Source organism: Sphingomonas sp. CROZ-RG-20F-R02-07 (assembly GCF_022662335.1).
Classification (GTDB): Bacteria; Pseudomonadota; Alphaproteobacteria; order Sphingomonadales; family Sphingomonadaceae; genus Sphingomonas.
This window is the reverse complement of record NZ_JAKNQJ010000006.1, coordinates 196029-219939: the sequence shown is the minus strand read 5'-3', so window position 1 is coordinate 219939 and position 23911 is coordinate 196029. Positions and strand designations below refer to the sequence as shown.

Here is a 23911-nt window from a genome sequence, read left to right as displayed (position 1 = left end):
CGTGACCGCGTTGGCGTTCCGTGTGGACCGCCGTCGCTGTGAGAACTCCTTTAAGGGGACCTTGGAGAACCGTCAAACGCTTTTTTGCAGATTTCTTGCAGATCCGTGGCAATCCTGCGGAATCGCTTGGGTTTACCGCTTGTGAAGGCGTCCGGTGCATGGGGTAGAGCGATGGAGATGACCGCCCTTTCCCCGGATCCCACCGCCGAATCGCTGGCATCGCGCATCCGCCGCGCGGTGATCTGGCGATCGGGCAGCCAGATTCTCGCCCAGACGGTGCAATGGGCCGCCACCTTCCTCGTCATCCGCATTCTCGGGCCTGCCGATTACGGCCTCGTCGCGATGACCCAGGTGGTGCTCGCGCTGCTCAACATGCTGAACGGCTATGGGCTGGCGAGCGGGCTGGTGCAGCAGGCCGAGGTGACCGAGCGTCAGATCCGCCAGCTCTTCGGGATGCTGATCGTCCTGAACGGCGGGCTCGCGCTCGCTCAGGTGGCGCTCGCCCCGCTCGCCGCCGCCTATTACCGCCAGCCTGAGGTGACCGTGCTGCTGCGCGTGCAAGCGCTCGTCTATCTGACGACGCCGTTCATCGCGCTTCCCCTGGCATTGCTGTCCCGCCGGATGGACTTTCGCCACCAGGCGCGCGCCAACATCGCCGCCTCGATCGCCAGCGCCACCGCGGCGTTGGGGGGCGCATCGGCGGGGCTCGGGGTATGGACGCTGGTGCTCGCGCCGTTGACGCTGTTCACCGTGCGCGCGGCGATGCTCACCTGGAGCGCGCGCGCGCTGATCTGGCCGAGCTTCGACTTTCGCGGCGCGGGCAGCCTCGCGCGCTATGGCGGCGTGGTCGCGGCGGGGCAGCTCTTCTGGTTCGCACAGAGCCAGGCCGATGTGTTCATTGCCGGACGCCGCTTCGCGCCGGCGACGCTCGGCATCTACACGACCGCCCTGTTTCTCGCGCAGATCTTCGTGTCCAAATTCGTGCCGCCGCTCAACGAGGTCGCGTTCTCCGCCTATGCGCGGATGCGCCACGAGGCCGAAGACGATGGCGCCGTGGCGCGCGCGTTCGTCCGTGCGGTGGGGATCGTGATGATCGCGGCGCTGCCCTTCTATCTCGGGCTGTTCGTCACCGCCGAGCCGCTGGTGCTCACCGTATTGGGGCCCAAATGGGCGGCCGTCGCGCCCGTGGTGCGGCTGCTCGCGCTCGCCATGCCGTTCATGACGTTGCTGGTGCTGTTCACCCCGGCCTGCGATGCGCGCGGCCGGCCGGGCGTGGGTGTCGGCAACGGCGCCTGGGGCGCGGCGATCCTGACGATCGCGTTCCTGATCGGCGTTCGCGGCGGGCCGACCGGGATGGCGACCGCGTGGATCGTCGCCTACCCCCTCTATCTCGGCATCAGCGCCCGCCGCGCGCTGCCGGTGATCGGCGCGCGCGCGCGCGACGTGGCGCGCGCGATCCTGCCACCGCTGCTCGCCTCGACGGGAATGGCGCTGATCGTGTCGCTCGTCGACCGCGTGCTGCCCGCGATGGTGCCGGCCGCCCGGCTTGGCGTGCTCGCGGGCACGGGGCTGGTGGCCTATGGCGCGTGGCTGATGCTCTTCGCGCGGCCCACGCTGCTGGCATTGATCGCCATGGTCCGCCGCGCACCGCCCGCTCACCCAGCCGCCTGAACCCGGACGCGGGCATCAGGCCGACTGGATATAGTCGCGCATCGCCGCGGCGTCCGCCTCGATCCGGTCGATCCGGTATTTGACGAGGTCGCCGATCGAAACGAAGCCGACCAGCGCGCCCTTCTCGACCACGGGCAGATGGCGGATGCGGCGACGCGTCATCAGCGACAGCGCGCCGATGACGGGCTCGGACGGCGCGACGGTTACGGCCGGCGCGGTCATCATGTCGGCCACCCGGCGGTCGAGCGCCGCGCCGCCCTCCGCCTGCAGCCCGTGGATCACGTCGCGTTCGGAGAAGATGCCGACAACCTGGTCGCCCCGCATCACCGGCACTGCGCCGATCCGGCGTTCGGCGAGCAGCGCCACCGCCTCGTGCACGCGCGCATCCGGGCTCAGCGTCACCACGTCATGCACATCGGATTTCAGGATCGCCGCGATCGTCATCTTCGCCTCTCCTCCTCAGCGTGTTCCCCGCCTCGCCGGAGTGAAGCATGTTTTGCCGCGCGCGCCTAGCGCCGACGCCGAAACGAGAAGGACCGGCGCCGCGGGTGCGGCACCGGTCCTCTGCACATCACGCGGCGGCCGCGATCATTCCGCGGCGGACGCCTCCACGCGCGGGGTGCGGCGACGGCGCGGCTTGGGCGCTTCCGCCTCGGGCGTGTCGGTGTCGTTGGCGACCGCGGAAATCCCGAGCGACGGCGGCAGGCGATCCGCCTCGAACGTCGCGGCCTCCTCGACCGGCGCGACCTCGCGGCGGGGACGACCCCGCCGGCGCGGCGCCTCGGCCTGCGGCTCGGAGGCCGGCGGCGACGCTTCGACCGGCGCGGCCGTCACGAAGGTGGGCGAGGGCGCATCCTGCACGTCCTGCGACGGGGTGCCCTCGCGCGGCTGGGTTTCGGCCTGCTCGAACCGGTCGCGGCGCGGGCGGCGTTCGGTCTGCGGCTGATCGCCGTCGCGGGGGCGCCGGTCGCCCTCGGCCTGGTTGCGCGCCGGGCGATCGGCGTTGCGCTGCGGCTGTTCGCCCTGACGCTGGCCGTCGCCGCGCGATTGGCCGTCCTGGCGGTTGCCGTCGCCGCGGGCTTCGTAGCGCTGCCCGTCGTTGCGCTGGCCGTCGTTGCGCTGGCCGTCGTTGCGCTGGCCGTCGTTGCGCGGATTGTCGCCGCGCTGACCGTCACTGCGCTGGCCATCGCCGCGCTGGCTGTCGTTGCGCCCACCGTCCTGGCGGTTGCCGTCGCGCATGGCGCTCTGTTCGCCCGCGCGGATCGGCTCGCCTTCCTGGCCGAACTCGTCCTCGCCCTCGCCGTCATAGCCATCGTCGAACGCTTCGTTCTGCTGGCGGCGCGGCTGGCTTTCCTCGAAGCGGCTGCGCTGCTCGCTCAGCACGCGGAAATAATGGTCCGCGAACTGGAGGTAATATTCGATATTGACCCGGTCGCCCGAAAGCTGCGCGTCGCGGGCGAGATTCTTGTATTTCTCGAGCAATTGCGCCGCGTTGCCGCGCGCCCGGCTGTCGATCCGGTTGCCGCCGTCGCCGCGGCCGGGGTTGCCGCCCTGACGCGGGTTGCCCCCGCCGCCACCGCCACCCGCACCGTTATTGCCCCCGCGACCGCGACGGCGGCCGGCTTGCCTGTTGTTGATCAAGCTTGTGTCCTCAAGTTTCCGACCCGTGTGCGGCGCGAACCCGTCCTGGGCCCGATCCGTTCGGGCGATGCGCGTTCCCGGCCTCGGTGCCGGGGTCTGCGGCACGTCGGGCCTGCCACGGCCGCCGGATGAGGCAGCGTCATGACGAAGGGTGAAGGACGGCGCCCGAAATCAACCACATGTGCCGATGTCGCGAGCCCCTCACCCCCCAATAGCGGCGGGAGGGCAGGCCCGACAAGTGAAATATCGTCACGGTTCGCGTTAATTCACGTACAGACCAGCGCGCGGGGAAGCCCGGCATAATCGTGCACCAGCACCGGCGTCAGATCCTCCGCGGCGACGAGCGCGGATACCGCATCCGTCTGAGTCGCCCCGATTTCCAGGATCGCGACGCCGCCGGGCGCGATCAGCCGGTGGAGTTGCGGCGCGATCGTGCGATAGGCGTCGAGCCCATCGGCGCCGGCGAAGAGCGCCAACCCCGGTTCGTGGCCGCGAACCTCCTCCGGCAGCGCCTCCGCGGTGCCGATATAAGGCGGGTTGGCGAGCACCAGATCGAACGGACCCGCGATCGCCGCGGCCCAGTCGCCCTGCACGAACCGCGCATCCGCGCCGAGCGCCGCGGCATTGGCGCGCGCATAGCCGAGCGCTTGGGCCGACCGATCCACCCCCAACCCGCGCACCGGCCACAGATCGAGCGCGGCGAGCAGCAGCGTGCCGGGCCCGGTGCCGAGATCGAGCACGCTGCGCGGCGCGCGGCCGGCGAAATGGCGCTGCGCCGCCTCGATCAGCACCTCGCTGTCCGCGCGCGGCACCAGCACGCCGGGGCCGACCGCGAGATCGATCGTCCAGAAGCCGCGCGTGCCGAGGATATAGGCGATCGGCTCGTGCGCCACCCGCCGTTCGACCAGCGCGGCGAAGCCCGCGGGTGCGCGATCGTCGAGCCGCCCCAGCAGCAGCGCGTCGCGCGCGATCCCCATCGCGTGCGCCATCAGCAATTCGGCATCGAGGCGCGGCGTGGCGGAAAAGGCGAAGCGCGCCGCCGCCGCCGCGATCGCGTGGCGCGCGGTGGAGGACGCGCCGGTCATCGCCGGAGTCGGGCCGCGACGCAACAATGCCGCGTCGTCGGTCGGGGCGGGCCCCGCCAACCGCGCCTGTGCGAGTCCAGCCGCAAGGTGCGGCCGGCCGCCCTACGCATCCAGTTGCGCCAGCCGCTCCGCTTCGTCCTCGGCGATCAGCGCGCCCACCAGCTCGTCCATCTCTCCCGCCATGATCTCAGGCAGGCGGTGGAGCGTCAGGTTGATCCGGTGATCGGTCACGCGCCCTTGCGGGAAATTATAGGTGCGGATCCGCTCGGACCGGTCGCCGGAGCCCACCATCGCCTTGCGCGCACCCGCCCGATCGGCATGAAGCCGCTCGCGTTCCAGCTCGTAGAGGCGCGTGCGCAGCACCTTCAGCGCCTTGGCCTTGTTCTTGTGCTGCGATTTCTCGTCCTGCTGGATCACCGTCAGGCCGGTCGGGATATGAACGATGCGCACCGCCGAATCGGTGGTGTTGACCGATTGGCCCCCCGGACCCGAGGAACGATAGATGTCGATGCGCAGATCCTTGTCGTCGATCTTCACATCCACCTCTTCCGCCTCGGGCAGCACGGCCACCGTCGCCGCCGAGGTGTGGATCCGCCCCCCCGCCTCGGTCGCGGGAACGCGCTGCACGCGGTGGACGCCGGATTCGAACTTCAGCCGCGCGAACACCCCCTGTCCGGTCACGCTCGCCACCGCTTCCTTGAAGCCGCCCGCATCGGAGGCGGAGGCGGAGATCAGCTCGACGCGCCAGCCCCGCGATTCGGCGTAACGCTGGTACATGCGGAACAGGTCGCCCGCGAACAGCGCCGCTTCGTCACCGCCGGTGCCCGCGCGCACCTCGAGCATCGCCGAACGCTCGTCGGCGGCATCGCGCGGCAGCAGCGCGAGCGCGAGGCGGCGATCGGCGGCGTCCAGCGCTTCCCGATTCTCGTGCAGCTCCTCGGCGGCCATCGCGCGCAGCTCGTCATCGGCGTCCTGCGCCATATAGGCGAGGCTCTCGGCCTCGGCGCGCAATCGCCGCACCTCGCTCGCCGCCTGCGCGACCGGCTCCAGCTCGGCATATTCCTTCGACACCTGTACGAACCGGTCGCCCGCGAGATCGCCCGTCGCCATCAGCGCCTGCAACTCGTCGCGCCGCGCCTCGATCTGGCGGATCCGGTCGGGGGAGATGGTGGTCATGATGGCAACGGACCCAGCAGCACATCACCTCCATGAGCCGCCACTCTGCGCCAATCCTTCGGATCGACGTGAAAGCGATCGCGCAATAGCCGTTTTAGTGCAGAATATATTCGCCCCTTTGTATTATACCGGTCGTTAATACGCCTTTTAACGCGTATTACTTGTTGGCCTGTAATTTGATCCGTGGTCAAATTAATTAGGTAATCAACTGGTAACCGTGCAGCTTTATCATACCTTTTCTTGGGATTGCCCTCAGAGAATGTTACTGTAGGCATCTCAGCGCCCCGCAAAATGCGCTCTATGTCGCGGCTCAGCGCACGCATCGCCGGTGTGTCTTCCTCGACAACGACAGCGGCAGTCCGAAGAGGCTTGCCTAGGTCTATCAATAGCATCGCTAGCCGCTCGACACCCGCCGCCCAGCCCACGCCCGGTGTCTCCGGCCCACCCAGGCTCCCGATCAGCCCGTCGTAACGCCCCCCCGCCAGCACGGTGCCTTGCGCCCCCAGCCGGTCAGTGACGAATTCGAAGGCGGTGTGGCGGTAATAATCGAGGCCGCGCACCAGCCGCGCGTTGCGTTCCCACGCCACCCCCGCCGCATCGAGACCGGCGGTCACCGCATCGAAGAAGCCGCGCGCCGCGGGCGTCAGATACGCGTCGATATCGGGCGCGGCGTCGGCGATCGGCCGATCGCGCGGATCCTTCGAATCGAGGATGCGCATCGGGTTCTTGTCCAGCCGCTTCAGGCTGTCCTCCGACAGGTCGCCGCGATGCGCCGCGAAATGCGCGACCAGCGCGTCGCGCCATGCCTCGCGCGTCTCGGCGTCGCCCAGCGTGTTGAGCTGCAGCGTCACGCCGTCGATGCCCAGTTCGCGCAGCAACTGGTCCGCCATGACGAGCAATTCCACGTCGGCGGCGGGCTCGGCCGCGCCGATCACCTCGGCGTCGATCTGGTGGAACTGGCGGTAGCGCCCCTTTTGCGGCCGCTCGTAGCGGAACACCGCGCCGCTCGTCGAAAGCCTCAGCGGCGCATATTGCTGCCACCCTTCCGTGAGGTAGGCACGCGCGATCCCTGCGGTGAATTCGGGGCGCAGCGTCAGCATGTCGCCGCCGCGATCGGGAAAGCTGTACATCTCCTTGGAGACGACATCGGTCGTCTCGCCGATGCTGCGCGCGAACACCTGCGTGTCCTCGAACACCGGCAGGTCGACGCGCTGGAAGAAGTAGAGCGCACGCACGCGCTCGAACGTGGCGAGCACATGCGCGAAACGGCGCTGCTCCTCGCCGAAGATGTCCTGCGTGCCGCGCACGCGGCGGGGGGTCTCGATCCGTGCCATGTGGCGGGGGTATCTAGGCGAGGCGGCGCGCAAGCGCTAGCACTCTCCCCATGGCGAAAAACGAACCCTGGTGGGGCCTTGGCAACCGCGTGGCACCGCCCCGCTTCATCCTGTTCGTCCTGCTGTTCGCGATCGGGCTCGCGATCGGGGTGCCGCTGCTCCAATGGGGGCGGGCGACGATGGCGGCGTTCGACGTGGCGGGCTTCGTGTTCCTGCTGTCGTGCTGGCCGCTGCTGCACGGCGCCACGCCCGAGGGCATCCGCGCCGCCACCCGCGCGAACGACGCCAACCGCGCGGTACTGCTGGGCTTCAGCTTCGTGACGCTGATCGTCATCCTCGTCGCGGTGCACGGCGAGCTGAAGGGCAAGAACGACGCGCTCGCGCTCGTCCTGGTGCTCGCCACGCTGGTGATCGCGTGGCTGTTCTCCAACATCCTCTACGCGCTCCATTATGCGCACCTGTTCTACAATGACGACGGCGACGATGGCGGCGACGATGGCGGGCTGGAATTCCCGAAGACGAAGGAGCCGACCTATTGGGACTTCGTCTATTTCAGCTTCACGCTCGGCATGACGTTCCAGACGTCGGACGTCGAGATCTCGTCCGAACGGATGCGCCGCATCGTGATCGGCCAGTGCCTCGCCGCGTTCGTCTTCAATCTGGGGGTGCTGGCCTTCACCATCAACGTGCTGGGCGGCGGCAGCTAAGGGACTGGACGGCTGACCTTTCGCACGGTTACACCACCGCCTTCATCCGAATTCGAGGGCCGTCCATGATCCGAACGCTGACGCTTGCCGCCTTGCTCGCCTCCTCCGCCATCGCCGCGGCACAGGTGCCCGCGGGCAACAGCGCGCCGCAGCCCGTGCCCTATGCCGACACCATCCCCGCGCCGCAGGACGTGCCCTATCCCGGCACGCTGACGCTGGACGTGGATGCCACCAACACCGATCAGGGCATCATCAGCGCACACGAGACGATCCCGGTGGCGAAGGCCGGGCCGATGGTGCTGCTCTATCCCAAATGGCTGCCGGGCAACCATTCGCCCTCGGGCCAGATCGACAAGCTGGCGGGGCTGCACATCCGCAGCGGCGGCCGGGAACTGGCCTGGACGCGCGATCCGGTCGACGTCTTCGCCTTCCATATCGACGTGCCGCAGGGCGCGAAACGGCTCGACATCGACCTTCAGTTCCTGTCGGCGACCAAGCCCGACCAGGGTCCGATCGTCATGACGCCCGATATCCTGCGCGTGCAGTGGAATTCGGTGAGCCTCTATCCGGCGGGCTATTTCACCCGCCAGATCCCGATCACCGCCACCGTGAAGTATCCGGCGGGCTTCACCGCGGCGGCCGGCCTGCCCTCGCGCAACACCGGGTCCAACTATGCCTATCAGACGACGAACTACGAGATCCTCGTCGATTCGCCGACGCTGGCCGGGCGCTATTACAAGGCGTTCGCGCTCTCGCCGCGCGTCACGCTCGACACCTTCGCCGACAGTCCCGGCCAGCTGGTCGCCACGCCCGAGCAGATCGATGCGCACAAACGGCTGGTCGATCAGGCGGTGAAGCTGTTCGGCGCGCAGCATTACGACAATTACCACTTCCTCTTCTCGATCTCGGACCGGATCGGCGGCATCGGCCTCGAACATCATCGCAGTTCGGAAGACGGGACGAAGGCAGGCTTCTTCACCGAGTGGAAGGACAATGTCGCCGCGCGCAACCTGCTGCCGCACGAATACACGCATAGCTGGGACGGCAAGTTCCGCCGCGGCGCGGATCTGTGGACGCCCAATTTCGACGTGCCGATGCGCGATTCGCTGCTGTGGGTATATGAGGGGCAGACGCAGTTCTGGGGCTATGTGCTCCAGGCGCGATCGGGCCTCGCCACCAAGGAGGAGATGCTCGACATGCTGGCGCAGGCGATCGCCAGCTACGACCGCGCGCCCGCGCGCCAGTGGCGGCCGCTGATCGACACCACCAACGATCCGATCATCTCGCAGCGCCGGCCCAAGGGCTGGGTCAGCTATCAGCGATCGGAGGATTATTATGTCGAGGGCGCGATGGTGTGGATGGAGGTCGATTCCATGCTCCGCGCCATGTCGGGCGGCACCAAGTCGATCGACGATTTCGCCCGCGCCTTTTTCGGCGTGCGCGACGGCGATTGGGGCGAGCTGACCTATAATTTCGACGACGTGGTCGCGACGCTGAACGGCGTGCAGCCCTATGATTGGGCGGGCTTTCTCCGCCAGCGCCTGACCGAGACGGGCAAGCCCGCCCCCACCGCCGGCTTCGCCGCCAACGGCTATACGCTCGGCTACACGCCCGAGCCTTCGCCCGCGACCAAGAAGGCGGAGCGCGGCGGGGTCGACGCGCTCGATTCGGCTGGGCTCGCGGCGGACAAGGACGGCAATCTGACGAGCGTGATCTGGGCCAGCCCCGCGTTCAAGGCAGGGCTGGACACCGGCGGTACGATCCTGGCGGTGGGCGACGGCGCCTTCTCGCCCGATCGGCTGCGCGACGCGATCGTGGCGGCCAAGGGCAGCAAGGAGCCGATCCGCCTGACGATCAAGGCCGACGACCGCGTGCGCACCGTGGCGATCGACTATCATGGCGGCCCGCGTTATCCGCATCTGGTGAAGACCGGCACGGGCGAGACCGGGCTCGACCGGCTGCTGGCGCCGCGCTGACATCCATGTTGCTTTTTCACGGGGCCGCGCCGAAAGCGCGGCCATCCCGTCTGCTTGCAAAGGATTTGCCATGCGTATCGACCTGATCCCGACGGGCAAGAACCCGCCGGAAGACTTGAACGTCATCATCGAGGTGCCGACCGGCGGCGAGCCGGTGAAGTATGAATTCGACAAGGCGTCGGGCGCGCTGTTCGTCGATCGCATCCTGCACACGCCGATGCGCTATCCCGCCAATTACGGCTTCGTGCCGCACACGCTGTCGCCCGACGGCGATCCGCTCGACGCGCTGGTGATCTCGCGCTCGCCCTTCATCCCGGGCTGCGTCGTCCGCGCCCGCCCGATCGCGGTGCTGAACCTCGAGGACGAGGCCGGCGGCGACGAGAAGCTCGTCTGCGTACCCGTCGACTCGGTCTTCCCCTATTATTCGAACGTCGGTGGCCGCGGCGACGTGCCCGAGATCGTGTTCGAGCAGATCGAGCATTTCTTCACCCACTATAAGGATCTGGAAAAGAAGAAGTGGGTCCGCGTCGGCAAATGGGGCGATGCCGAAGAGGCCAAGCAGATCACGATCGAGGCGATCGCGCGCTACGAGGCGGAAAAGGCCAAGGGTGAAGAGCCCGCCGATGCCGACGAGGTCGCCGGGCGGGCCTGATCTCGCCCGCTGCGCTTGATGGCGTTATTTTGCCCCGTTCGCCATGAGCTTGTCGAAGGGCGGGTCGAGCAAGGGGTGCTTCGACAAACTCGGCACGAACGGGGTGGGAGGCTGGATCAAACCAGCCTCACCCTGCGCTACCCGCGGGCCAGGGCCAGCAGCGCGTCGCCGTCGACGCGCTGCACGGTCCATTCCGCCTGCCCCACCGCACCCAGCTTGCGGTAGAAGCGCACCGCGGCCTCGTTCCAGTCGAGCACCGACCATTCGAATCGCGCGCAACCCCGCGCCACCGCGGTCGCCGCCAGATGCCGCAGCAGCGCTTCGCCCACGCCCCGCCCCCGCGCCGCGGGCGTGACGTAGAGATCCTCCAGATACAGGCCGCGCCGTCCCTTCCACGTCGAGAAATTGTGGAAGAAGAGCGCAAAGCCCACCGGATCGCCGTCCATTTCCGCGATCACCGCTTCCGCGGCGGGCACGGGCCCGAACAGCGCGTCGGCCAGCATCGCCTCGGTCGCCTCCACCGCATCGGGCTCGCGTTCGAACACCGCGAGTTCGCGCACGAAGCGCAGGATGGTGGGCACGTCGCCGGGAACGGCATTGCGGATCATGCGGAAGCCTCTGTCTGCGCGGCCGGGATCGGCCGCCGCACCGCGATGGCACATCCCGCGACGATGAGCACGGCGCCCGCCATCGTCCAGGGCGATACGCGCTCGCCGAAGACGCGCCAGCCGAGGACCGCCGCCCACAGAAAGGCGCTATATTCGATCGGCGCCAGCCGCTGCGTCTCGCCGCGCGCATAGGCCCAGGCCATCAGCAGCGACGAGATCGTGCCGAGGAACGCCGCCGCGAGGATCGCCGGCGTCTGCGGCCAGGCGGGCATCGCGGCGAACCACGCGCTGCCCAGCAGCAGCAGCGCGGTGGTCGCCACGCTGGTGAACAGCGTCACCTCCAGCGGATCGGCGAGCTGCGCCTGCCGCCGCAGCAGGATCAGGCTGTACGCATAGAGGATCGACGCGACGACGATCGCGATCATGCCCAGCACCGACCCGGTCGAGGCACGCGCCTGCACCGCGCCGCCCGCGATCGCCAGCACGCCCAGCGTGGCGACCAGCGACCCCGCGACGGCGCTGCGCGGCACCGTTTCGCCGAGCAACGCCGCGGCCAGATACAGCGCGATCAGCGGCGCCAGAAAGGTGAGCGCCACGCTCTGCGCCATCGGCACCCGCGCCAGGCCCCAGAAGAAGAACAGCACCGACAGCCCCGACGCCAGCCCGCGCGCGCCGTGCAACCGCAGCGCCAGCCCCGCCGGCCAGGGCCGCTGGCGCGCGACGAACACCGATCCCGCGATCGCCGTCCCCGCGACCGAGCGCCACAGCACCGCGCTGTACGCGCCGCTCTGGATCGACAGCCCCTTCATGATCGAATCCATGCCCGAATAGATCGCGATCCCGACGGCCGCCGCCATGACGGCGGGGACGGAATGGCGGCGGCCGCTCACCGGATCAGGCGGATGGCGATGCCGAGCTTGCCGTCGAGCGCGCCCATCCGACGGTCCGCGGTATAGATCGTGCCTCCGCGCAGCTTGGCCAGCGCCAGACACATCCCATCGCCCAGCGACGCGCCCGCCGCGCGCGTCGGTTCGCGCAGGCGCGCCGCTTCGGTTGCCTGTTCGAGGCCGCAATCGACGATCTCGAGATCGTAGCCCGCGATCATCGCGAGCACCGCGTCGGCGGTCGCACCACGCTCCACGGCGCGCGAACAACATTCCGAGATGTTCACCGTCTACATCACGCCGCCGCGAAGGATCGACGCCACCCTATCCGCGCCGGGTTCATCGAGCAGCAACGCCATCAGCGCAGCCGCATCGATGATATCGCTCACGCCTCTCCCCAATCGGCGCGCTTTTCCGCGATGAACTGATCGACCGTATAATCCGCGCCGAAGACCGCACGTGCGCGCCGCTGGCTCTCCCGCAACGCCTGCTCGAACGTCCGGAGGGACAGCCCACCCTGATCGTCGCGCTCGACGATCAGCGAATCGCCATCCTTGATGCCGAATTCCTGCAGCAGCTCGGACGGCATGACGATCTTGCCGCCGGCGATCACCTTGGCATGATAGGTCATCCCGATCCTCCCCGAACGCTCCGCGCGGCGCTATTCCGCCGCCACCGGCACCGCCTGATCGACCGCGTCGATCTCGGCCGCCTTGGCCTCCACCAGGCGGACGATGTGCTCGATCATGCCCTCGTCCTGCACATGATGGTCGGTCACGCCCGACAGATACACCATGTGGCGGCCATTGCCGCCGCCGGTGATGCCGATATCGGTTTCGCGCGCCTCGCCGGGCCCGTTCACCACGCAGCCGAGCACCGACAGCGACATCGGCGTGCGGATATGCTGCAACCGCTCCTCCAGCGCCTGCACGGTGCGGATCACGTCGAAGCCCTGACGCGCGCAGCTCGGGCACGACACCACGCGCACGCCGCGGTTGCGGATGCCGAGCGCCTTCAGGATCTCGAAGCCGACGCGGATCTCCTCCTCGGGCTCGGCCGAGAGCGACACGCGGATGGTGTCGCCGATGCCGTACCAGAGCAGGCTGCCCATCCCGATCGCCGACTTCACCGTGCCGCCGACGAACCCGCCCGCTTCGGTGATGCCCAGGTGCAGCGGGCAATCGACCTGCTCGGCGAGCTGCTGATACGCCGCCACCGCGAGGAACAGGTCGGACGCCTTCACCGCCACCTTGAACTCGTGGAAGTCGTGATCCTGCAGCAATTTGATGTGATCGAGCGCGCTCTCGACCAGCGCATCGGGGCACGGCTCGCCATATTTCTCGAGCAGGTGCCGCTCCAGGCTGCCGCCGTTCACGCCGATCCGGATCGCGCAGCCATTCGCCTTGGCCGCATCCACCACTTCCTTGACGCGCGCGGCCGAGCCGATGTTGCCGGGGTTGATCCGCAGGCACGCCGCCCCCGCATCCGCCGCCTCCAACGCGCGGCGATAATGGAAATGGATGTCCGCCACGATCGGCACGCGCGCGGCGCGCACGATCTGCTTCAGCGCGGCGGTGCTCTCCACATCGGGGCAGCTCACCCGGATGATGTCGGCACCCGCCTCCTCGCAGCGCCGGATCTGGTTGATCGTGGCGACGGGATCGCTGGTCGGCGTGTTGGTCATCGTCTGCACGGTGACGGGCGCGTCGCCGCCGACGGGGACGTTCCCGACCATGATCTGGCGGCTCTTGCGGCGGACGATGTCGCGCCAGGGACGAATGGACATGGGGCCCATATACCGCGTCGCGCGTCCGACCGGAAGCCCGTGGCGATGCGCGCGCGATCGGGCTATGCGGCGCGCCATGACGAACCCATGGACGATCGCGGTGCACGGCGGGGCGGGCCGCCTGACGCGAAGCACGCTCACCCGCGAACAGGACGCCGGCGCGCGCGCCGGGCTGACCGCGGCGCTTGCCGCGGGCGCGGCGGTGCTCGATACCGGCGGCACCGCGCTGGACGCGGTCGAAGCGGCGGTGCGCGTGCTGGAGGACGATCCGCATTTCAACGCCGGCCGCGGGGCGGTGTTCACGCATGACGGCGGGATCGAACTCGACGCCGCGATCATGGACGGCCGCACGCGCGGCGCCGGCGCGGTGGCGGGCGTCACCGCCACGCGCAGCCCGGTAGCGCTGGCCCGGCGCGTGATGGCGGAGGGCCGCCACGTGCTGCTCGCCGGCCCCGCCGCCGATTCCTTCGGCGATTCGCAGGGGCTGGAGCGCGCCGCGCCCGGCTGGTTCGAGACGGACGAGCGCCGCCGCCAATATGCCGAACTGATGGCGGATGGCGGCGACGGTTTCGACGCGGGCATGAAATACGGCACCGTCGGCGCGGTCGCGCGCGACGGGGCGGGGCATCTGGCGGCGGCGACCTCCACCGGCGGCGTGACCGGCAAGCGCTGGGGCCGGATCGGCGATTCGCCGATCATCGGCGCGGGCACCTGGGCGGACGATCGCTCGGTCGCGGTGTCGTGCACCGGCTCGGGCGAATCGTTCCTGCGGGTGGGCGTCGGCCACGAGATCGACGCCCGCGTCCGCCTGGCCGGGCAGGATGCGGCGGAAGCGACGCGCGCCGTGCTCGCGGAGGTCGAGTCGCTCGGCGGCACCGGCGGCGCGATCGTCGTCGGCGGTGCGGGGCCGGCGCACTGGGCGTTCGTCACGCCGGGGATGAATCGCGGGATGCGCTCGGCGGGCGGTGAGGCGGTGGTGGCGATCTATGGGGATGAAAGGATCGCCTGAAGGCCCGAGGTGGAGCCAGAGTGGGGAGCGGAAGGGCTGCTTGTAGGCGAGGTTCGATCAAGGCAGACGTTGACGGGCTACGATTGCCGCCGTGCATTTGCCTCAACGATGTAGCCGGGAGACGGCAGATGATTGCTTTAGTAGTCGGCCTCATGATGACAGCCGCCTCTCCAAGCTCGGCAGAGCTAACAGTCGTCTGCGAAATTGGGAGCATGGCCCTGCGCGATCTGCTAAGCATCAACGGCAACAAAGGATTTGATTCCTACTACGTCGCTCCCGACACAAGTCGCCCTAATCTGCTGACGATTTGCCCTAGGCTCAAAGGCGAAATCCCCAAAGGCTATCCCATTGCAGACGACGATGCGCGATCGCGAGCAGCGGTGCACGCGCCTATTCCCGGCCAACATGTCCGAGAAGCCTTCATCTATTCTGTCGGAGTTCCACAGATTAGTAGCGACGCTCAAAGCGCCGTCGTTCATTTCGCCTATTCGTGCACTGGCCTCTGCGGCGGAGAATTAGAGGCTCGCTATATTCGCACATCAAAGGGATGGCAGCGCGAGGGTGAGATCCGCATGCTCTCCGTCTCTTAAGCGCACCAGCAGCTGAACAATCGGTAGATTGCGGGCAAGCCGACGCGCAACCGGTATGACCGATCATGACGTAAACGCTTGCCACGAACAGCACCTCCGCAAGCACCCGATCGCCTCCCAACCGCCCGCAACCCGTTGGAAAGCCTGCGTCCGCGCGGTAAGGCGCCGGGATGATCCATGCCCGCATCCTCGTCGCCGGCCTCGCCGCGCTCGCGTTCGCCACACCCGCGTCCGCCTATTGGGAGTTCGGCCATCAGACCATCGCCGAAATCGCGATGGCCAATGTGACGCCGCACACGCGGGTGGCGGTGAAACGGTTGTTGGCAAAGCAGGCGCTGCTCGACACGCCGGCCTGCCCCGCGCAGACGATCGAGGAGGCGAGCGTCTGGGCGGATTGCGTCAAGCCGCTGAAGGATGCGGACGGCAAATCACGCTTCGGCTATGCCTATAACTGGCATTTCCAGGATGCCGATGTGTGCGCGCCGTTCGACCTCACCCCCAGTTGCAAGGACGGCAATTGCGTCTCGGCGCAGATCGACCGCGACGTGGCGACGCTGCGCGACAAGGCCGCGCCCGCGAAGGATCGCGTGCAGGCGCTCGTCTTCCTGATCCACTTCGTCGGGGACCTCCACCAGCCGCTCCATGCGGGTGACCGAGGCGACAAGGGCGGCAACGACGTGAAGGCGGATTACGGCATCTATGCGCCGCCGCGCTTCAACCTCCATTCGGTCTGGGACGGGCCGCTGCCCGAGCGCGCGATCACCACCGGACCCTCGCTGGTGCGCCGCTATCCCGCCGCCGAGCGCGCGCGGATCGGGGCGGGCGGCGTGGGCGACTGGAGCCGCGAGAGCTGGCAGGTCGCGCACGACCAGGTCTATGCGAGCGCGCTCGGCGGCGATGCATGCGCCGCGGTGCCGGCGCGCGTGCATCTGGACGACGCCACGATCGCGCGGCTGGTGCCGGTGTCGCGCCTCGAGGTGAAGCGCGGCGGGATCCGGCTGGCCAAGCTGCTCGACCGGGCGCTGGGATAAGCCCCCTCCCGCCGGGAGGGGGATGGGCCTCCGCTCAGTTCACCACGATGGTGACGGCGCGGCGGTTCTGCGCCCAGCTCGCCTCGTCCGATCCGAGCGCGATCGGGCGTTCCTTGCCGTAGCTGATCGTCGAGATGCGCGCGGGCGAGACGCCCTTGGCCGCGAGATAGTTCTTGGCGGCGTTCGCGCGCCGGTCGCCGAGCGCGAGATTATATTCGCGCGTGCCGCGCTCGTCGCAATGCCCCTCCACCGTGATGCGGACATTGGGATAGCGCGCCAGCCATTCGGCCTGGTTGTCGAGGATCACCCGCGCCTGCGAATCGACGTCGGACATGTCGACCGCGAAGTTCACCGTGTTGCTGGTCACCGAGCGGCGGAAATCGGCGTCGGAGCCGGGGACGATCGCGCCGCCCGTGCCCTGCCCGCGATCATAGGGCGTGGCCGCCTGGGCAGACCCCTGGTCGCTCAGCGGCGCGGGCGGCAGCGTGGCGGGGCGCTTCTTCGCGCAGCCCGCCACCGCGAGCATCGCGATGGCGGCGACGAGCGCCCGGTTGAGTTTGGCCATATTCATAACTCCCGTGGTGAAAATCGGCCCCCGCCCCCTCTAGCAGCTTTACGGCCGCAGCGGACCCCATGCCGGATCGGATCCGTCGAGCGGGGTCGGGATCTTGCGTTCGTTGACGCCGGTCAGGTCGACCGACCAGAGGTCCGCCTTGCCCGCGCCGCCGCCGCCCGAACGGAAGAAGGTGATGACGCGGCCGTTGGGCGACCAGCTCGGGCCCTCGTCCTGCGCGCCGTCGGTCAGCAGCTTCTCGCCGCCGCCCGACGGGCTCATGATGCCGATGCGGAACGATCCGCCCAATTTGGTGAACGCGATCAGGTCGCCGCGCGGGCTCCACACCGGCGTCGCATAACGGCCGCCGCCGAAGCTGATCCGGTGCTGGTCGGAGCCGTCGGCGTTCATCACATAGAGCTGCTGCCCGCCCGAACGGTCGCTTTCGAACACGATCTTCGAACCATCGGGCGAATAGCTGCCGCCGGTATCGATGCCGGGCGAGCGGGTCAGCCGCTGCGGGCTGCCGCCGCCGGCGGGCACGCGGTAGATGTTGGTGCTGCCGCTGTTCGCCATCGAGAACAGGATGTAGCGGCCGTCGGGCGAGAAGCGCGGCGCGAAGGTGAGGCTGGCGTTCGCCACCACCCGTCGCGGCCGGCCCGAGCCCAGATCATAGACATAGATCGCCGGGCGATCGCCCTCATAGCTCATGAACACGATCGACTGCTGGTTGGGCGCGAAGCGCGGCGTCAGCACGATCGCCTGGCCGTTCGTCAGGAAACGGTGGTTCGCGCCGTCCTGGTCCATGATCGCCAGCCGCTTGATGCGGTGGCCCTTGGGTCCGGTTTCCGACACATAGACGATGCGGCTGTCGAAATAGGCGCTTTCGCCGGTCAGCCGTGCATACACCATGTCGGCGCATTTGTGCCCCGCGCGGCGCCATTCCGCGGGCGGCACCACATAGCCCGCGCGCGTCAGCTCGGTGCGCGCGGACACGTCGTAGAGATAGCAGCCGACCGTGAGCGTGCCGTCGCCATTCGCGCGGACGAAGCCCTGCACCAGCGCCTGCGCGCCAGTGGCGCTCCAGCTGTCGAACACGGGCGCGGTCACCTCGGGAAAAGCGATCGCGTGCGGATTGGCCTGAGGGGTGAAGAGCCCCGAATTGCGCAGATCGTTGGCGACGATGCCGGCCAGCTGCCGCCCGAGCGCGTCGGTGCTGCCGGCGGGCGTATCGACCACGGCCGCCGTCGGCATCACGGGGATCGCGATCGGCATCGGCGCGGAGATGCCGCCGGTGACGTCCACGACGAGGCCGCCCTGCGCCGGTGCGGACTGGGCGGCGACGGGCGCCTGGGCCGGGGCGGGTGCGTCCTGCGCGGACGCGGGCGCGGCGAAGAGCAGCGCGAGCGGCGCGAGAGCGAGGAAGGGGCGGGTCATCGGTTCACATCCTCAGCCGGGAAGCTTGTAGCGCATGGTGAAGTTGCTCCAGCCATTCTGAACGTCGTACAACGAATCGGGCAGGCCCCGAAGCGGCGCGCAGCCCGTGAAGGTCGCGATTGCCAGATCGTCGACGCGCGCGAGATAGCGCTGGTTCTCGTCGTCCACGCCGTCATGCCCCGTGATCCGCGGCCGAGCGGCGAGCGAGCCATCGCGATTGAGCCGCAGGTTGATTATCACGCGGATGCGTTCGGCGCCGGGGCCGGGCTGAACCTGCCGGTTCGCGCAGGGCTGCACCTGCCGCGATATGGCGGAGCCAATATCGGCCATCTGCTGGGCGCCCACCTTGGCCGCCGGCGCCGCCGCCGCGGGGGCGGGCTTGGCCGGAGCGTCGGCGAGCCCTTTGAGGAAATCGGCGCCGAGGCGCGAGCCGTGCGGGCGCGTGGCCTTGGCGGTCGCGTCCTTGCCCTTGCCGGTGGTCGCCGCCGGCTTCGCCTTGGCGGGCGTGGCGGGCGCCTTGGCGGCGGTCTTGGCCGGCGCAGCGTCGGACTTCGCCGATTTGGCAGGCGCGGATCTGGCAGGGGCCGGCTTGGCGTTCGCCTTGGGCGCAGGCTTCGCCGCGGCCTTGGGCGCGGGCTTGGCCGGTTTTTCCTTGACCGGCTCCGCCTTGGGCTTGGGCGTTTCGTGCCGGGGCACCGGGGCGGGCTCCGGCTTGGGTTTGGGCGGGCTCGGCTTTTCGGGCGCAGGCTTTGGCGGCGCGGGCTTGGGTGGCGCAGGCTTCGGCGGGGCCGGTTTCGGCGGCGCGGGCTTGGGCGGTGCCGGTTCGGGCTCGCTCTCCTCGGGCGGGGGCGCGGCGTCCTCGGGCGACCCCTGTTCGGGCGCGACGGAGGGGGCGGGCGGCGCCACGGAGGGCGCGGTCGCCACGAGCGCCACGTCCTTCACCAGACTGACGTCGATCGGCTGCTGCGACGGCTTCACCGGCTCGGGCGCGTTCGCCCAGCCGAGCGACAGCGCGCCGAACAGCAACGCATGGCCGATCAGCGCCGCCGCCAGACCGATCCGCTCGGCCCGTGCCATCAGCGCTCCCCGGCCTCCACCGTGACGAGCGCGACATGCGTCAGCCCGGCGCGGCTGAGCTCGCCCATCACGCGCATCACCCGCCCGTAATCGAGCGCCTTGTCGGCGCGCAGCAGGATCTGCGGCGGCTGGCCCACCGCGCGCGTCCCCGCGATCCGCTCCAGCCGGGCGGGCAGCGCCGCCTCGCTCACCGCGTCCTTGTCGACGAACACGCGGCCCTGCGCATCGAGCGAGATCTCGACCGGCTTCTGATCCTGATCGAGCGGCTTGGCGCGCGCATCGGGCAGGTTCACCGGCACGCCGGCGGTCAGCAGCGGCGCCGTCACCATGAAGATGATGAGCAGCACCAGCATCACGTCCACCAGCGGCGTCACGTTGATGTCCGCCATCGGCGCGCGCCGCCCGCGGCCGCGCTGCGAGGGAAGGTTCATCGCCATCTAGCGCGCGCCGTCCAGTTGCCGGGAAAGCGTGGTGTGGAAGCCGTCGGCGAAGCGGTTCAGCCCCGCCTCGATCCGGTTGATCCGGTGCGAGAAGCGGTTGTACGCGATCACCGCCGGGATGGCGGCGAAGAGCCCGATCGCGGTGGCGAACAGCGCCTCCGCGATGCCCGGCGCGACCACAGCGAGCGAGGTGTTCTGCGCCGCCGCGATGCCGGTGAAGCTGCGCATGATCCCCCATACCGTGCCGAACAGCCCGACGAACGGCGCGACCGAGCCGATCGTCGCCAGGACGTTCAGCCGGTCGGACAGCTTGTCGACCTCGCTCGCCACCGTGGCGCCCATCGTCATGGCCAGCCGCTCGCGCGTGCCGCCCTTGTCGATCGCGCCGCTGGCGGTGGACCGGCGCCATTCGCCGACGCCGGCGGCGAACACCCGCGCCGAAGGCAGGTCGTTCTCGCCCTCGGCCTTGTAGAAGGCGTCGATATCCTCCGCCTTCCAGAAATCGCGCTCGAACCGCGCCATGCGCTTGCGCGTGCGCCCCAGCCGCATCCACGAGGCGACGATGATCGCCCAGGTCCATATGCTGGCCAGCAACAGGCCGAGCATCACGCCCTTCACCACCCAGTCGGCGGCGAGGAACAGCGCGATCGGCGACAGCGTGGCGGCATCCATATTGAGGGCGGGGGTCATGCGGCTCCTTGGGCGATCAGGCGTTCGTAGATGTCGGTCCAGCCGCGTGGCTGACGCTTGGGGCGGCCGTCGGGGGCGACGAGCGCCGCCACCACATCGGCTTCGGCCAGCACCAGCGCATCGCGCATGACCCGCTGGTGAATGGCGACGCTGGCGGCGCGCACCGCGGTGAGCGTCGAGACGACCACCAGCGCATCGTCGAGCCGCGCCGGCGCCGCATAGCGGATCGCGAGGCTAGCGACCGCATAGGCGCCCTCGCCCGCCTCGAACCGTGCGCGCTGATCGATTCCGGCGAGGCGCAGCATGTCGCTGCGCGCGCGTTCCATGAAGCGCAGATAATTGGCGTGATAGACGACGCCCGACAGATCGGTGTCCTCGAAATAGACCCGGACCGGCAGCCGGTGCTCGGCGCCGGCGAAGCGCCCCTCGATCGGCTGGTCGAACCCGGCATCGCTCATGCCAGCGCGTTAACCGAACCATGGCGCCGAAGGAACCCCGTTGACACACGTAACCTTTGGGTTACATGTCACCTGTGGGTTACACGGAAGGGATCATCATGACCGCCATCGACACCGCCGAACGCAAGGCCATACTCCGGGCGATCCTGTTCTTCGCCATCGCCGCGATCCTGCTCGTTCTGCTGGTCACGACCTTCGGCAGGGCTGCCGATTCGCTCAAAGGCGTATGGACGGGGCTGATGCTGGGTGCCGCGATCAACCTGACGCCGCTTGCCCGCTGGCTGAAGGCGAACAGCCCGGTCGCAAGGCTGCTCGACGACGAATCCGCGCGCGAACACCGGCGCATGGCGATGACGGCGGGCTTCTGGGCCACCATCGCTTCCGCCATCGGCCTGGCCTTCGTCACGCTGGACAGCGACCGGATCGGGGCGTTCGACGCGGTACGGGTGATCGCGACCGCAGCGATGGCGGCGACGCTGATCGCGTTCGCCACGCTGGAACTGCGCGCGGGCCGGTGAGCGAGCATCTCGTCAACACGCTGAAGGACGAGCGCGAGCGGCTCGGCCTGACCCAGGCCGCGCTGGCCGAGCGGGTGGGCGTCAGCCGCAAGACGATCAACACGGTCGAAAACGGCGTGTTCGTGCCCTCGACGATCCTCGCGCTGAAGCTGGCCGCCGCGCTCGACCGATCGGTGGAGGCGCTGTTCCGGATCGCGGATCGGGTATAGTTTCGCATCCGACCCGACAGGAGCCGAATCATGAGCGATCGTCCCGCCCCCGGAATCATCCCCTTCCTGACGATCCGCGACGGGCGCGCGCACGAGGCGCTCGCCTTCTACCAGGCGGCGTTCGGCGCGCATCTGGCCGAATGCAATGTCGCGCCCGGCACCGATCGGGTGATGCAGGCCGCGTTGTTCCTCAACGAGGCCGTGCTGATGCTGTCCGACGAGTTTCCGGAATATCACGGCCGCAAGGAGGGCGAGCCCGACGGCACCACGCTGCACCTGTCGGTCGACGATGCCGATGCCTGGGCGGCGCGCGCGGTGACGGCGGGCGCCGAGGTGACGATGCCGATCGCGAACCAGTTCTGGGGCGACCGCTATGGCCAGCTCCGCGATCCGTTCGGCTTTCGCTGGTCGATCGGATCGCCGATCGCCGGCTGAGCGCGGGCTCAGTTGGCGAAGACGCTCGGATCGATCTGCAATTTGGGCACGATGGGCGCGGCGGCCCGCAGCGGCGCGGGCGCGGCGGCAGGGGCGGCAACGGGGACGGGCGCGGAAACGCGCGAGGGCGGGTTGGCCAGCACCGGGGTGGATGCCACCGCGATCACCGCCTGCGGAATGGGCGCGCGCGCGCCGTCGCGCCACGCGTCATAGGCGCGGTAGAAATCGGTGAAGGGCCGTTCCAGTTCAGGCAGCGCGGTGCGCGCGAAGGCGGGCAGGTCGGCCGGGGCGACCGCGACCGATTCGCCCAGCACCTGCGCCGCCGCCGCGCAGAAACCGGTGCGGACCTGCGACTGCGAGAAGAAATTGTAGAGCCGCGTCATCGAATCGTCGTACGCGCTGGCGCCCGCATCGCGGAAGGCGGCGGCATAATGCGCCTGCGCGGCGGCGAGCGGCGCCTTTTCCCGGCCGAGCATCGCATTGTAGCCGGCGACGATCATATCGCCCTGCGCCCCGCGACAGGCGAGCGCGGCGACGTTCAGCGCGGCGCGCAGATGCCACACCATGCCGTCCTCGCCGAGCCCGCGATTGGGCGTCGGATAGCTGCCATCGGCCAGCCGCGCGGGGATCACCATGCCCGGATAGGCGCCGGCGGGCAGCGCCGCCGCCTGCACCGGCACCGGCGCGGGGGTGGGCGCCGCGATCACCAGCGGCGGCCGGTGCGTGGCACAGCCGGACAGCAGGGCGATGGCGGCAGTGGCAGAACAGGCGATGGCACGACGCGACATGGACGATCCTCATGGCCCCCCGGCCGGGATCGACTCTGCGCATGACAGGGTTAACAAGCGGTAACCGTTCGTCTTTTACCGCTTGGCAGCGGCCGGTCTCAGCCGCCGAGCGTCCGCTTGCCGAGCGAATCCGCCGCCTCGCCCATCAGTTGCGCGATGATCGCCGCGACGGGCTCCTCGCGCGTCACCATGCCGACCGACTGGCCCGCCATCACCGAGCCATGCTCGACATCGCCATCGATCACCGCGCGACGCAGCGCGCCCGCCCAGTAATGCTCGATCTGCAACTGCGCCTCGGCCATGGCGACGCCGCCCTCGTCGAGCGCCTGCGCCACTTCGCGCTGCTTGGCGGTGAACAGCTCAGCCCCGGCATTCTTCAGCGCGCGCACCGGGATGACGGGCAGGCGCGGATCGATCTGCACGCTCGCCACCGCGTCGCGGGCCGAAGCGCGGAGGAACGCCTTCTTGAAATTGGCGTGCGCGATCGATTCGGTGGCGCAGACGAAGCGCGTGCCGAGCTGCACGCCCGCCGCGCCCATCTCCAGATAGCCCGCGATCGCCTCGCCGCGGCCGATCCCGCCCGCCACGAACACCGGCACCTGCGCGGCGATTTCGGGCAGCATCTCCTGCGCCAGCACGCTGGTGGAAACCGGGCCGATATGGCCGCCCGCCTCCATCCCCTCGATCACCAGCGCATCGACGCCGCTGCGGATCAGCTTTTTCGCAAGGCTGAGCGCGGGGGCGAAGCAGATCACCTTCGCGCCGGTCGCCTTGATCGCCTCGAGGCTGCCCTTGGGCGGAAGCCCACCGGCCAGCACGACGTGAGTCACGCCGTGGCGCCCGCACACCGCGATCAGGTCGAACAGCGCAGGGTGCATGGTGATGAGGTTCACGCCGAAGCTCCGCGTCGTCCGCGCGCGGGTGGCGGCGATCTCGGCATCGAGCAATTCGGGCGTCATCGCGCCGCACGCGATCACGCCGAAGCCGCCGGCGTTCGACATCGCCGCCACCAGATGCCGCTCGCTCACCCACGACATCGCGCCGCACATCAGCGCGACCTCGCTGTCGAGGAACGCGGCGCCGCGCGCCATCAGGTGCGCGAGGCGCTCCCCGCCGGAGCGTGACGTGGCAGAGACGGGTGGTTTCTCAAGCGTAT

General features: G+C 69.2%; 28 protein-coding genes. 10 read left to right on the top strand and 18 right to left on the bottom strand.

Annotated elements, in window-relative coordinates; translation table 11 throughout:
* The first annotated feature begins 171 nt into the window (after positions 1-171).
* Positions 172-1671 (top strand): lipopolysaccharide biosynthesis protein, encoded by a 1500-nt coding sequence (locus L8H00_RS11675; RefSeq protein ID WP_242097495.1) that lies wholly within the window; start codon positions 172-174, stop codon positions 1669-1671.
* Between the two features lie 15 nt (positions 1672-1686).
* On the opposite strand, the gene L8H00_RS11670 is transcribed toward L8H00_RS11675, so the two are convergent.
* The 5 genes from L8H00_RS11670 to hisS all read right to left on the bottom strand — a co-directional run bounded on the left by L8H00_RS11670 (position 1687) and on the right by hisS (position 6907).
* Positions 1687-2115, bottom strand: coding sequence for a CBS domain-containing protein (locus L8H00_RS11670; RefSeq protein WP_242097494.1), 429 nt, complete (start codon positions 2113-2115; stop codon positions 1687-1689).
* Between the two features lie 144 nt (positions 2116-2259).
* Positions 2260-3312 carry a DUF4167 domain-containing protein gene (locus tag L8H00_RS11665; protein ID WP_242097493.1) on the bottom strand — a complete coding sequence of 351 codons (1053 nt, stop codon included), beginning with the start codon at positions 3310-3312 and terminating at the stop codon, positions 2260-2262.
* 266 nt (positions 3313-3578) lie between these two features.
* A complete protein-coding gene (gene prmC, locus L8H00_RS11660) occupies positions 3579-4397 on the bottom strand; it encodes a peptide chain release factor N(5)-glutamine methyltransferase (protein ID WP_242097492.1) in 819 nt (272 codons plus the stop codon).
* Between the two features lie 102 nt (positions 4398-4499).
* Positions 4500-5573, bottom strand: a complete 1074-nt coding sequence (gene prfA / locus L8H00_RS11655; protein ID WP_242097491.1) for a peptide chain release factor 1 — start codon at positions 5571-5573, stop codon at positions 4500-4502.
* Positions 5570-6907, bottom strand: a complete 1338-nt coding sequence (gene hisS / locus L8H00_RS11650) for a histidine--tRNA ligase (RefSeq protein WP_242097490.1) — start codon at positions 6905-6907, stop codon at positions 5570-5572. The genes prfA and hisS overlap by 4 nt, the downstream gene beginning before the upstream one ends.
* A 50-nt stretch (positions 6908-6957) precedes the next feature.
* On the opposite strand from hisS, the gene L8H00_RS11645 reads away from it, so the two are divergent.
* The 3 genes from L8H00_RS11645 to ppa all read left to right on the top strand — a co-directional run bounded on the left by L8H00_RS11645 (position 6958) and on the right by ppa (position 10242).
* The gene (locus L8H00_RS11645) at positions 6958-7614 is read left to right on the top strand and encodes a DUF1345 domain-containing protein (RefSeq protein ID WP_242097489.1); all 657 of its coding nucleotides are present in this window, start codon (positions 6958-6960) and stop codon (positions 7612-7614) included.
* A gap of 65 nt (positions 7615-7679) precedes the next feature.
* Positions 7680-9590, top strand: coding sequence for a peptidase M61 (locus L8H00_RS11640; protein ID WP_242097488.1), 1911 nt, complete (start codon positions 7680-7682; stop codon positions 9588-9590).
* Between the two features lie 70 nt (positions 9591-9660).
* Positions 9661-10242 carry an inorganic diphosphatase gene (ppa, locus tag L8H00_RS11635; protein ID WP_242097487.1) on the top strand — a complete coding sequence of 194 codons (582 nt, stop codon included), beginning with the start codon at positions 9661-9663 and terminating at the stop codon, positions 10240-10242.
* 137 nt (positions 10243-10379) lie between these two features.
* Here ppa and L8H00_RS11630 read toward each other — a convergent pair whose 3' ends face one another.
* The 5 genes from L8H00_RS11630 to ispG form a co-directional block, all read right to left on the bottom strand.
* Complete coding sequence (locus tag L8H00_RS11630; RefSeq protein WP_242097486.1) at positions 10380-10850, bottom strand: GNAT family N-acetyltransferase; 471 nt, start codon at positions 10848-10850, stop codon at positions 10380-10382.
* Complete coding sequence (locus L8H00_RS11625) at positions 10847-11707, bottom strand: DMT family transporter (RefSeq protein ID WP_242097518.1); 861 nt, start codon at positions 11705-11707, stop codon at positions 10847-10849. Before L8H00_RS11625 ends, L8H00_RS11630 begins: the two co-directional genes overlap by 4 nt.
* Before the next feature lie 29 nt (positions 11708-11736).
* Positions 11737-12021, bottom strand: coding sequence for a PIN domain-containing protein (locus L8H00_RS11620; RefSeq protein ID WP_242097485.1), 285 nt, complete (start codon positions 12019-12021; stop codon positions 11737-11739).
* A 98-nt stretch (positions 12022-12119) separates the two neighbouring features.
* Positions 12120-12365: an AbrB/MazE/SpoVT family DNA-binding domain-containing protein gene (locus L8H00_RS11615; RefSeq protein ID WP_242097484.1), complete on the bottom strand. Its 246-nt coding sequence runs from the start codon at positions 12363-12365 to the stop codon at positions 12120-12122.
* A gap of 30 nt (positions 12366-12395) precedes the next feature.
* On the bottom strand, positions 12396-13520 hold the full coding sequence (ispG, locus tag L8H00_RS11610) for a flavodoxin-dependent (E)-4-hydroxy-3-methylbut-2-enyl-diphosphate synthase (protein WP_242097483.1): 1125 nt from the start codon (positions 13518-13520) through the stop codon (positions 12396-12398).
* Positions 13521-13596: 76 nt separating this feature from the next.
* Between ispG and L8H00_RS11605 the strand changes: the two genes are divergently transcribed.
* The 3 genes from L8H00_RS11605 to L8H00_RS11595 all read left to right on the top strand — a co-directional run bounded on the left by L8H00_RS11605 (position 13597) and on the right by L8H00_RS11595 (position 16150).
* On the top strand, positions 13597-14529 hold the full coding sequence (locus L8H00_RS11605; RefSeq protein ID WP_242097482.1) for an isoaspartyl peptidase/L-asparaginase: 933 nt from the start codon (positions 13597-13599) through the stop codon (positions 14527-14529).
* Between the two features lie 152 nt (positions 14530-14681).
* Positions 14682-15119, top strand: a complete 438-nt coding sequence (locus tag L8H00_RS11600) for a hypothetical protein (RefSeq protein WP_242097481.1) — start codon at positions 14682-14684, stop codon at positions 15117-15119.
* A 170-nt stretch (positions 15120-15289) separates the two neighbouring features.
* Entirely contained in the window at positions 15290-16150 is an 861-nt protein-coding gene (locus tag L8H00_RS11595; RefSeq protein ID WP_242097480.1) for a S1/P1 nuclease, read from the top strand.
* Between the two features lie 34 nt (positions 16151-16184).
* On the opposite strand, the gene pal is transcribed toward L8H00_RS11595, so the two are convergent.
* From pal to L8H00_RS11565, 6 genes are read right to left on the bottom strand one after another with little or no spacing between them, the layout of a single operon-like run.
* Complete coding sequence (gene pal / locus L8H00_RS11590; protein ID WP_242097479.1) at positions 16185-16715, bottom strand: peptidoglycan-associated lipoprotein Pal; 531 nt, start codon at positions 16713-16715, stop codon at positions 16185-16187.
* 48 nt (positions 16716-16763) lie between these two features.
* Entirely contained in the window at positions 16764-18140 is a 1377-nt protein-coding gene (gene tolB, locus L8H00_RS11585; protein WP_242097478.1) for a Tol-Pal system beta propeller repeat protein TolB, read from the bottom strand.
* 12 nt (positions 18141-18152) lie between these two features.
* The gene (locus L8H00_RS11580) at positions 18153-19217 is read right to left on the bottom strand and encodes a cell envelope biogenesis protein TolA (RefSeq protein WP_242097477.1); all 1065 of its coding nucleotides are present in this window, start codon (positions 19215-19217) and stop codon (positions 18153-18155) included.
* The gene (gene tolR, locus L8H00_RS11575; RefSeq protein WP_242097476.1) at positions 19217-19654 is read right to left on the bottom strand and encodes a protein TolR; all 438 of its coding nucleotides are present in this window, start codon (positions 19652-19654) and stop codon (positions 19217-19219) included. Before tolR ends, L8H00_RS11580 begins: the two co-directional genes overlap by 1 nt.
* Entirely contained in the window at positions 19655-20347 is a 693-nt protein-coding gene (tolQ, locus tag L8H00_RS11570) for a protein TolQ (protein ID WP_242097475.1), read from the bottom strand. It abuts the gene before it with no gap.
* Complete coding sequence (locus L8H00_RS11565; RefSeq protein ID WP_277924393.1) at positions 20344-20805, bottom strand: YbgC/FadM family acyl-CoA thioesterase; 462 nt, start codon at positions 20803-20805, stop codon at positions 20344-20346. The genes tolQ and L8H00_RS11565 overlap by 4 nt, the downstream gene beginning before the upstream one ends.
* A gap of 98 nt (positions 20806-20903) precedes the next feature.
* Between L8H00_RS11565 and L8H00_RS11560 the strand changes: the two genes are divergently transcribed.
* The 3 genes from L8H00_RS11560 to L8H00_RS11550 are packed head-to-tail and all read left to right on the top strand — an operon-like array spanning position 20904 to position 21967.
* Positions 20904-21323, top strand: coding sequence for a hypothetical protein (locus tag L8H00_RS11560; protein ID WP_242097474.1), 420 nt, complete (start codon positions 20904-20906; stop codon positions 21321-21323).
* Positions 21320-21532 carry a helix-turn-helix domain-containing protein gene (locus L8H00_RS11555; protein WP_242097473.1) on the top strand — a complete coding sequence of 71 codons (213 nt, stop codon included), beginning with the start codon at positions 21320-21322 and terminating at the stop codon, positions 21530-21532. The genes L8H00_RS11560 and L8H00_RS11555 overlap by 4 nt, the downstream gene beginning before the upstream one ends.
* A 30-nt stretch (positions 21533-21562) precedes the next feature.
* Positions 21563-21967, top strand: coding sequence for a VOC family protein (locus L8H00_RS11550; protein ID WP_242097472.1), 405 nt, complete (start codon positions 21563-21565; stop codon positions 21965-21967).
* 8 nt (positions 21968-21975) lie between these two features.
* Here L8H00_RS11550 and L8H00_RS11545 read toward each other — a convergent pair whose 3' ends face one another.
* Positions 21976-22755 carry a hypothetical protein gene (locus L8H00_RS11545; RefSeq protein ID WP_242097471.1) on the bottom strand — a complete coding sequence of 260 codons (780 nt, stop codon included), beginning with the start codon at positions 22753-22755 and terminating at the stop codon, positions 21976-21978.
* Between the two features lie 98 nt (positions 22756-22853).
* Entirely contained in the window at positions 22854-23846 is a 993-nt protein-coding gene (locus tag L8H00_RS11540) for a nitronate monooxygenase (protein WP_242097516.1), read from the bottom strand.
* Positions 23847-23911 lie beyond the last annotated feature (65 nt).